The sequence below is a fragment of the Enterobacter cloacae complex sp. 6730903 genome, from assembly GCF_048283985.1.
Classification (GTDB): Bacteria; Pseudomonadota; Gammaproteobacteria; order Enterobacterales; family Enterobacteriaceae; genus Enterobacter; species Enterobacter hormaechei_C.
In genome coordinates this window covers 1-843 of the sequence record NZ_JBLVXX010000020.1, presented here as the reverse complement: position 1 = coordinate 843, position 843 = coordinate 1, and the positions used below count along the sequence as shown (strand labels likewise).

1 protein-coding gene is annotated in these 843 nt (G+C 58.1%); it reads left to right on the top strand.

All coding sequences use genetic code 11. The annotated features are described in order from the left end of the window. Window positions 1–208: 208 nt before the first annotated feature. Entirely contained in the window at window positions 209–709 is a 501-nt protein-coding gene (locus tag ACNQ0W_RS12475) for a GNAT family N-acetyltransferase (protein ID WP_062932724.1), read from the top strand. Window positions 710–843 lie beyond the last annotated feature (134 nt).

Here is an 843-nt window from a genome sequence, read left to right as displayed (position 1 = left end):
GGGGGGGGGGGGGGGGGGGGCGAGGGGTTTTGTGGTGTTGGTGTTTTTTTGCTGGTGGGGTGTGGGGGGGGGGGACGCCGCGGCGCCAAAAACGACTGGAAGCGGCCGGGTTTACGTTCCGCTGGTATGGCCTGGAAGAGGCGCTGGGGGATGTGGTGCAGTGAATATGTTAGAGTTATACGCCATGTCTGGATGATATGGCGTAACTATGGCAACCATCACTACAACCCGGCTTCACCTCACCCCTTTCGAACCTTCTGACTGGGCGTTCTTTCGCTCTCTGCGTGAAGACCCCGCCATCATGCGCTATATGGCCGCTATCACACCGGAAAAAGAGACGCGTCGCGTATTTGCCGCACGCCTGATGGCGGAGCATGTCTTTGTGATCCGTCTGCATAATGACGATATGCCGCTCGGGGATATTGGCCTGCAAATCAGCCCGGCGAACCGTGAAGAGGCGGATATTGGCTACACGGTTGTGCCTGCCGCGCAGGGAAAAGGCATTGCCAGCGAGGCGCTGCGCGCGGTGTGTGAGTATGCATTTAACCAGACGGGCGTGAAGGCGATAAACGCGTACGTGCTGGCGGATAACATCGGGTCGGTGCGGGTCCTTGAGAAAGCGGGTTTTGTGCGCACGCAGGTGCTGGAGAAGGCGTACGAGATTAACGGCGTACGGTATGACGACTGGGTGTATCGGCTGGAGTGTTGAATGCCGGGCGGCACTGCGTTTGCCCGGCCTACGGTTTTTGTAGGCCCGGTAAGCGAAGTGTATGACCGGATACATAGGTGACAGATCAGACCGGGAACATAGGTAACACTTTTCAGTCTATCCGGAGCACACTC

Coding starts and splice junctions, on each gene's coding strand:
- ACNQ0W_RS12475 (WP_062932724.1), top strand. CDS start 209: ATGGCAACCATCACTACAACCCGGCTTCACCTCACCCCTTTCGAACCT.